The 8,354-nt window shown below is 66.7% G+C and carries 7 protein-coding genes; all 7 read left to right on the plus strand.

Annotated features, from left to right (window positions below; genetic code table 11):
* Positions 1 to 45 precede the first annotated feature (45 nt).
* The 7 genes from D7X55_RS06535 to D7X55_RS06565 all read left to right on the plus strand — a co-directional run bounded on the left by D7X55_RS06535 (position 46) and on the right by D7X55_RS06565 (position 8,007).
* Positions 46 to 1,680, plus strand: coding sequence for an MBOAT family protein (locus tag D7X55_RS06535; RefSeq protein WP_121722546.1), 1,635 nt, complete (start codon positions 46 to 48; stop codon positions 1,678 to 1,680).
* An 8-nt stretch (positions 1,681 to 1,688) separates the two neighbouring features.
* On the plus strand, positions 1,689 to 1,871 hold the full coding sequence (locus D7X55_RS06540) for a hypothetical protein (RefSeq protein WP_121722547.1): 183 nt from the start codon (positions 1,689 to 1,691) through the stop codon (positions 1,869 to 1,871).
* An 11-nt stretch (positions 1,872 to 1,882) separates the two neighbouring features.
* Positions 1,883 to 2,854 (plus strand): hypothetical protein, encoded by a 972-nt coding sequence (locus D7X55_RS06545; RefSeq protein WP_121722548.1) that lies wholly within the window; start codon positions 1,883 to 1,885, stop codon positions 2,852 to 2,854.
* A 330-nt stretch (positions 2,855 to 3,184) separates the two neighbouring features.
* Entirely contained in the window at positions 3,185 to 3,916 is a 732-nt protein-coding gene (locus D7X55_RS06550; RefSeq protein WP_407921758.1) for a DUF5953 family protein, read from the plus strand.
* Between the two features lie 100 nt (positions 3,917 to 4,016).
* Positions 4,017 to 4,886: a DUF2381 family protein gene (locus D7X55_RS06555; protein WP_121722549.1), complete on the plus strand. Its 870-nt coding sequence runs from the start codon at positions 4,017 to 4,019 to the stop codon at positions 4,884 to 4,886.
* Complete coding sequence (locus D7X55_RS06560; protein ID WP_121722550.1) at positions 4,883 to 6,691, plus strand: serine/threonine-protein kinase; 1,809 nt, start codon at positions 4,883 to 4,885, stop codon at positions 6,689 to 6,691. The genes D7X55_RS06555 and D7X55_RS06560 overlap by 4 nt, the downstream gene beginning before the upstream one ends.
* A 161-nt stretch (positions 6,692 to 6,852) precedes the next feature.
* Positions 6,853 to 8,007 carry a protein kinase domain-containing protein gene (locus D7X55_RS06565; RefSeq protein ID WP_121722553.1) on the plus strand — a complete coding sequence of 385 codons (1,155 nt, stop codon included), beginning with the start codon at positions 6,853 to 6,855 and terminating at the stop codon, positions 8,005 to 8,007.
* The last annotated feature ends 347 nt before the right edge of the window (positions 8,008 to 8,354 follow it).

Genomic DNA, 8,354 nt, shown 5'->3' on the forward strand with positions numbered 1-8,354 from the left:
CGGAGGGCACGGCGGCAGGGCCTATGTGGCGGGCAGGTCTGGGCCGTGTCGTTCATCCAGTTCTTCGGCTCCGCCTTGCAGATGACTCCTCATTTCCACTCGCTGGTACCGGACGGCGTCTTCGTGCCGTGGGAGGGCAGCGTGCGCTTCGAGCCGTTGCCGCCGCCCACGCAAGCAGAGGTGGAGCGAGTGCTGAGGGTGGTGCGTCACCGGGTGCTGCGCCTGCTGGAGAAAAGAGGGGCTCTCTGCATGCGAACGACAGGCAGGGGCTGGAGCGGCCATGCCACTACGAGGCACACGGTGCGCTGGCGGCGGGGACGGACGATCACGAGCGCGTCTCGTGCCCCAAATCGCCGGCGGCCGCAAGCGGTCCGCGCCGTACCGCCGGGACTCCTCTACGGGTGGCATCCCCCCTTACTCGGGGGGTATGCTGTCGCGCTCCTCCCGCTGAGGCCCGCGGCACCTCCCGACCCGGAATCAGGTCGGGGCGGGTCGACGATGATCTTCAATACCTTCGCTTATTTCTTCGCGTTCCTCATCCCGTCGGCCGTCCTGTTCCGCCTCGTGGGACCGAAGCTCCGGGTATGGGTTTGCGCGGTCGCCGGCATCTCATTCTTCATCTACTTCTCGCTCGCCACCCCGCACGGCGTGTGGGCCGCCAGCTGTGTGTTGATCTTCATCTGGGAGGCGTCGTTTCGCCGGTTCTACGATCTGCGCTCCCGGATGTGTCTCATCGGGATTGGCATCAGCGTGTTGATGCTGGGCGCCTTCAAGTACTGGAACTTCTTCACCGGCGCCCTCTTCCTGCCCTGGGGCACCAATCCCCTGTACTGGCATTCGGCGTTCCTTCCCCTGGGCATTTCCTTCTTCACGTTCGAGTTCATCCACTACGCCGCGGATCGGTACAAGGGCACGGTTGAGCGGGGCACGCTGGGGGAATACCTCGCGTTCATCTTCTTCTTCCCCACCATGGTCGCCGGGCCGATCAAACGCTTCCAGGACTTCCTCCCGTGCCTCCGCTCACCGAGCCTGGACACCGCGAGGGATTGGAACCGCGGCGTGACGCGGATCCTGGTGGGACTGGTCAAAAAGTTCATGCTCGCGGACCTGCTGACGAGCGTGACCGACCATCTCAATCGCGATGACATCCTGGCCGCGGATCGCCGAATGCTCCCGCTCTGGCTCCTCGCGTATGGCTGGAAGATCTACTTCGACTTCTCGGCCTACTCCGACATCGCCATTGGTTCGGGGCGACTCTTCGGCATCCGCATCCCGGAGAACTTCGACTGGCCCTATTTCCGGACCAACATCACTGAGTTCTGGCGGCATTGGCACATCTCGCTCTACCGCTGGCTGGTGGACTACGTCTTCATTCCGCTGGGCGGTTCGCGCGGCTCGGCGGCCTTTGCCTCACGCAACGTGTTGATCGTGATGCTGGTCAGCGGCTTGTGGCACGGGGCGGGCCTCAACTTCCTGGTGTGGGGCCTGTGGCACGGGACGCTGCTCGTCATCCACCGGGAGTGGCGACGACGACGGCCCCTGCCGGAGGGTGAACGGAAGGTCTTCCATCAGGCGGTGGCGCGGCTGTCCACGTACCTGCTCGTGAACATCGGATGGGCGTTCTTCGCCATGGACCTGCCCACGGCCGGTGTCTTCTTCCGGCGGCTGGTCGTCGGATGAGGTTCCACATGCGCTTGTTGCAATGGTTGAAGGAAGCCGCCGAGTACGCCGGCGGCGTGACGGAGGCACCGCCCCCGGGACTCAACCTCCCGCTGTCGAGCGTGGGGTGGGGCTTGTGGTGGACCGTGCTGCTGCTGCTCATCGCGTTGTTCTGCGGGCAGTCGTCGAAGTTCATCTACATCGATTTTTGAGGTGTCCTCCCATGCCGCTCCGGATCCTGTGGCGACAACTGCTGGTCGCGGCCGTGGGGCTGTGCGCGCTCAACGTCGGCATCGCGCGACTGGCGCGCAACTCCGTGCCCCGGCAGGTCCTCCGCCAGGCGTCGCGCACGTCCGGCACAACCGATCTGTTCCTGGGGAACTCGCTCGTCCAGGCGGGCTTTGTTCCCAGCGTGTTCCAGGAGCGGAGGCCGGAGCGCGTCGCGGTGAACCTGGGGGTCGGCGCCACCTCCCCGGTGGAGCACCTGCTGATGTACGCCGCCAGCGATCCGGGGACGGTGCGGGGGGTGTACTACGGCTTCTTCGATGATCAGCTGACGCGCGTGACCGAGGGCCGCTGGACGACGCTCGTGGGCAACCGCGCGCTGGCGTACTACGTGCGACCCGACATCGCGGAGCGGCTGTACGCGGCCGACTCCCTCTGGCACCGCGCGGCGTTTCGGGCCGCCTCGGTCGTGCCCATGCTCGTGGAGCGGCAGTCGCTCTGGGCCAGGGTCGAGCGGATTCGCCGGGGGCTCGGCGGTATCGGGATGCCTCGGGTGGAAACCAACCAGTTCGGCCGCGTGGCCGACTTCTCCCTGTTGGAGCAGGACGCCAGGGCCTTTGAGGACCACTGTCGCCAGGCGGTGGCCGCCGCCACGCCGCTGACGCCCGCGGTGGTGGAGATGGCCCGGAGGGCCCGGGCGGGCGGTGCTCAGTTCGTCGCCATCGAGATGCCGATGCCGTCGGCGCATCGGCGGCTCTACTACCAGAGCGAGGCGTGGAGGGCGTACCGCGCGATGGTGGAGTCAGCGCTTCGAAGCGAAGGGGCCCTGTATGTCGCTGCCGCCGACTGGATTGGCGACGACGGTTTCTCCGACGCCTTGCACCTGTCGCCAGACGGCGCGGTGAGGTTCACCCGAAGCCTGGCGGACTGGTCGGCCCGGGCCTCGCCGAGCGTCCCCGCGCGGCCCTGACGCGCATCCCGTGCGATTCCCTGGGGCGGGGCCTGTTCCAGCGCAAGGTGAGTGAGGACGCTCGGGCTGTCGCGACGTTCGTGGCGCGGGGAGTCTTCTGCATTGGCGCGGAGATGGGCATCCGCTTCGGGTTCGAGCATAGGCGGCATGGGAGCCCTGTTGCGGGCGAGGGGCGGGGTAGGTGGTGTGCCAGGAGGGCCTTGCGACATGCCCTGGACGGTGAAGGAGGCCCCCAAGGAGGCCTGCACGTCGCGCTGCAGGGGCACCACTGCCTTGCGCGTGCGACCGGTTGCCGCGAGCTGCTCGAGAGGGTGCGACCCTCAGCCGAGAGTGACTCCCAGAGCGCCTGCTGCGGTGGCCCCAGCGCCGGAGCCAGGCGCGGCGGCTGCTCGGGCAGCTGAAGGTGAGCCCGGCTTACGCCTGGGGTGGACGATGTCGGAAAAGGGGGACCTCGTCGCCTTGCCTCAACGCGACGAGTGGGTCGCGGCCAATACGACAAACGGCGGTTTCCCGTTCCTCTGCAACGATGATGACAACCAGCTCGTGACGGTGGCCGGACAGGAAAACCCAAACGGTCTTGCAGCAGGAAGCCCGCCGCATCTTGAAATCCATGCGGACCTGCCACTCGACGCAGTCGGCCTCGCGGGGGCTCTCGATGTGCTTGCAGGTGTAGCGGAGGGCGCTCGCGCCGTATGGGGGCATGCAACACCGAGCGGTTATGGTGGGATCGTGGCGCAACAGTTCCGCCATCCCGGCGATGCGCTGCACGTTCCGCCCCAGGGACTGCCATCGCTCAAGCTCCCATGGGACAGGTCCACGCCTGAGGTTCCGCACTTCCTCGGATGGCTGAACTACTGGTCTGCCGCTGCCGCACGGGCCATCGGATTCCCAGACCTGGCTCGGGACGCGGACCTGCTTTCACAGGCGCGGCGCACGGCATCGGGCGGCTGGGTCGTGCAGCTCACCGACGCGCCGCTCGACTTGGACAACCCCGCCCACCTGGACGCGCTCAAGCGGACCTACGAGCGCTTTCCGGAGATCGGCGGACGCGCAGCACCTTGACCCGATTCAGGAGCCCGGTGCGGCACTCCGGCTGTAGGAAAGAGCCCCACTGCGAGGGTGTCCGCGATGGTAGCCTTCCTATTCGGGAGGTCATGCGCCATTGCTCCAACCGTTCAGATTGGCTCTCGCGCTCGTGCTTGTCTCGGGAGCCGCTGCGGGGGCTGAGCCGGCCACGGGGGCCCGCGTTGATCGTAAGCGCTCCGTGACAATCGCCAGCGCGCCCGCCGAACCGCTGCCCGTCGTCCATGTCGCGGCGGAGGCCCGGACGGTGTTCCTGTTCTCTGCGCCGATCCAACGGAAGACCCTCACCTTCGACGAATCCCGGATCCGCATCCTGGACGCGGGCGAGCGGTCGATCATCGTTCAGCCCGTGGCCAACCTTACCGACGGCGAGCGGCAGGAGATTGGGGTCTTCTTCGCCGACGGCCGAGCGCCCACCCGGGCCGCCTTCGTGCTCGTGACAGACCCGCGCGACGTTGATGCACTGATTGACGTGCAACGCCCGGAGCCGCCGAATACGGCCTGCCAGCCCACGGCCCAAGCCCCGGTGCCAAAGCCGGAAGACTTCGTGCTCCTTGGCTACGTGGACGCGAAGGGCGTCACGACGTCCAGCCGCAAAGGCACGCTCGATGCTGTGCAGGGGTTGATTTTGGACTCGATTGTAGCTTTTCGGGGCACCGGTTGGATTCTTGCGGACGTGAAGATTGTGAACCGCCCTGACCACCCCGCTTGGACACCACGAGAAGCAATGTTCGTGGGGCAAGTCGGCATGCCCCTGCGGGCGCGACTCGTAGCGAAGACGCCGGGAGCAATCCTTCCAGGGGAGAACGGGCGAGTGCTGGCGGTCGTGGAAGTACCCAAGACGAAAGCAGACCTCGTCTTCACCTTGGAGGTGCATGGGGATGGGGAACGTCGGCTCACGATTCCAGATGTGCGTTTCCCGAAGCCCGCCGCGGAGGATGCCCCATGAGCGCCACGCTGCCTCACGTTCCGCCCGGTACTTTGATTGACGGTTGGCAGGTTTCCAAGCCACTCGGTGACGGAGGCTTTGCGTTCGTCTTCCTTGGCGAAAAGAACGGCAGGCACCGGGCCATCAAGGTGGCCCAGCACCGGGAGTCCAGCGGCGACCCCAAGCAGACCCATGCCCGGACGCTGCGGGAGTTGACGGCGCTGCTCATGCTGGACCATCCCCACATCGTCCGGCCGCAGGGGTACGGCCTAGCGGAGAGTGGGAACCTGTACCTCGCACTCGACTACGTGGACGGCTGGACGCTCGCGGAGTGGGCGGAGCGCAAGCACCCGACCGTTCGCGAAATCCTCGGGGTCTTCGAGAAGATCGCCGGTGCGCTGGCATACATGCATCGCCGGGGCATCCTGCATCGGGACTTGAAGCTGTCCAACGTGCTCGTCCGCAAGAGCGACGGTGAGCCCGTCATCATCGATTTCAGTTGCGCTACCTACACCTTCGCCGAAGGCCTGACGGATGGGGGGCTGCCTCCAGGGACAGACCGCTATCGCGCGCCCGAGCAGTTCAAGTTCCTGCGCGAGCACAAGGACGAGCACCGGGCCCGCTACGCCTTCCAGGTCGCCGACGAAATCTTCGCAGTCGGCGTCATGCTCCATGAGCTGCTGACAGACCCACGCCCGACGGAGTTTCGTCCGCGCTTCGACTTGAATAGCCCTGCCCTCCCACCGCCGCCCCCTCGATTGGCGAATGCGCGGGTGCCAGCGGCATTGAGCGACCTCGTCGAGACCATCCTGGCCCGAGACCCCAAGGGGCGTCCGGTCGATACCGAAGCGCTGCGCCGCGAGCTGGCGGACCTCCGTACCGAGCGCTCCGCTGAGTATGACGTGCCGGCCCATCCTCCCGCTGAACAGCGTCGCGGAGTGCCAACACCTGCGGCACTGGCAACGACCTCCGCGCCGCAATCCCTCAAGCGGCATGTGGCCATGATGGAGCGACCGCCTCGCGCGGGAAGGTGGCTTGCAGGCGTCGTTTGTATCGTCGCGCTCGTCATGGCTGCGGCCCTCTGGCGCTCGTCAGGGAGCGCCCCCAGCGGGCCTGCCGGGTCGCGCGACGCCGCAGCCCCACGCCCTCCTCCTGCCACCACCCATTCCCCACCGACCAAGACACCCCCTCCTGCTATGACACCTGCTGGCCCTTCGTTCGTGACAGTCCCGGGGCCAGCCATCGCCGCTGCCCCGAAGGAAGGATCCGCCTTGAAGACCCCAGCACCCGAAGCCTCGCCCCCAGGACGTGCGCCCCGAATGCCGAAGAAGTCCGTTGCCGCCGTCGAGTGCGCTTCGCTGTCGCTCGTCGCGGCGCTGGCGGCGGGTTGTCCGGGTGCCCAGATCCGTCCAGAGCGCTTCACCTGCCCGGCTGGGGCGGAAGAGGCCATGCGGGAGCAACTTCACTGGGAGGAAGGGGACCGCTTCTCCCTTCAACTCGATGAACGCCAAGCGGGTTTTGACAATGTATGGTTCACCGCTGGCGCGGAGGTGGTGGGGGTGGTCCCCAAAGGCGTCAACGATGACCGGCAGGCCGCGGTCGCCCCTCGTGGGACGCGCTTCTACGGCAAGGCCTACTACCTCTCCGACAAGATGGGGCGTGCGGAGGGGCCGGCACTCGTCATCCGGTACGACCGCGTGAAGCTCCCGGGGCAGGAGGAGTACCCCATTTGCTTCGTGCACGAGGGAACTGCCGTGGCGTTCAAGGACGGCAAGGTGATGGCGGTCAATCGAGGCTCCGGGACAGTGGTGGACCGCTGGCCCTGAGCGCGCCCGGGGCGACGTGGTGGGTAGGTGCTTGATTTCGCCCCCGCCTCCTCAAACTCGACATGACCTCCCAGGGTCGTTCCACGACGGCCCATCCCACAGGTAACTTCGTCCACGACGCGTCGGCCTTCGGATGCCTGCGCGAAGAGGAGGAAAAGAGCATGTCGGAAAGTGAGTTCAGGCTTCCACGCGGGGCGATTCTCTTCACCCGGGACGGCTTCCAGTACGAGTTCCGCGAAGACCTGGGAGAGGTCCACCACGGGTTGAGTCTCTTGCTGGCCCGGCGCCGTACCTCCGAGGGCAACATCCGGGGCAAGGTGCTGCTCAAGGCGGTGGGCGTTCCGAAGTTGATGGAGCTGCCTCGCATCAAGCGGGCGCGGGCGAAGCTTGAAGAGCAGGTGCGCCTCGCGACGTACCTCGACCATCCGGGCATCCTCCGTGTCCATGGACTGCACAAGGCAGAGGGGTGCTGGTACGTCATCACCGAGCATCCGTCGGGGCACAGCATCAACACCCTGTTGACGCTCTCGGGGGAGTGCGGTCGCCGGGTCTCTCCCCTCTTCACCCTCCACGTCGGGGCGCGCGTCGCCGAGGCCCTGGAGCATGCCCACGAGGCGAAGGACGAACAGGGGCGCTCCCTCAACATCGTCCACCGGGCGCTCGACGTTGAGCACATCTTCGTCGATTGGAACGGCGACGTGCAGGTCTCCGACTTTGGGCTCGCCCTTTCGGACCTGCCCGGCCGCGTTTCATCCACGGTGCGTCAGCCGCAGGGGGATGCGTTCTACTCCTCCCCGGAAATGCTCCTGACGGGCCGCGTGGACGCGCGCTCGGACCTCTTCGCGCTTGGCAATGTCCTGCTTGAACTTGCGACGGGGAAGAACCTCCTGGATGCCCCGGATGCCTTGACCGAAGAGGTGAAGGGCTCGCTATCGGTCAGGCAGCGCGTGCGGGTCCGACGTGCCGTCAGGCGGGCTCGGCTCGCAGGCAGCCCTGTTGGCGTGGAGGACGCGATCTGGCGCGCGGCGACCTACTCGCAAGCGGACCTGGAGGCGTTGACGGAGTCGCTTCCGCAGGGGTTGGGCCTGGCACTGCGCAAGCTCCTCCAGCCCCGCCCGGAAGCCCGCTACCAGACGGCGAGGGAACTGGCGGCGGACCTGCGCCGCTGGCTTGGAGAGGGAGATGCCTACGGCCGGAAGGAAGCGGTGGCTGAACTGCACGAGATGGCGAAGCGATCCCGCGAGGTGATGGTCGAGCTGGGCATGCGGCGCCCCCGTGGCATCCAGGCGTCCCAGGACGAGATCAGCACGAACTAGCCACGCTGCCTGCAAGGAGGCTCCACTCCAGTCCCGCCATGTTGCACGTATGTCGCATGAAGCTGCGGCATGGGGTGGAACATGGCGGGACAACAGGTCATGCGGCGGGATATCGAATCCGGGTCGCTCCGAGCGGTAGCGAGGTAAGGGCGCGATCCTGCTGGGAGTTTCGCACCGCCCGGTGCGGGTTCGATTCCCACCGCCTCCATTCTTTTAGGGGCACCCCTTTAAACATCTTCGGCACCAGTTCTCTGCGTGGAGGCGTGCTGGCTGGCGAGCAGGTGTGCGCTGCAAGGGGCTGCTCCATCGGCACGCCCTGTCCCCTGGGCGGACGGTGGCCCCTTGGC

This window comes from Corallococcus sp. AB049A (assembly GCF_003668885.1).
GTDB lineage: Bacteria > Myxococcota > Myxococcia > Myxococcales > Myxococcaceae > Corallococcus > Corallococcus interemptor.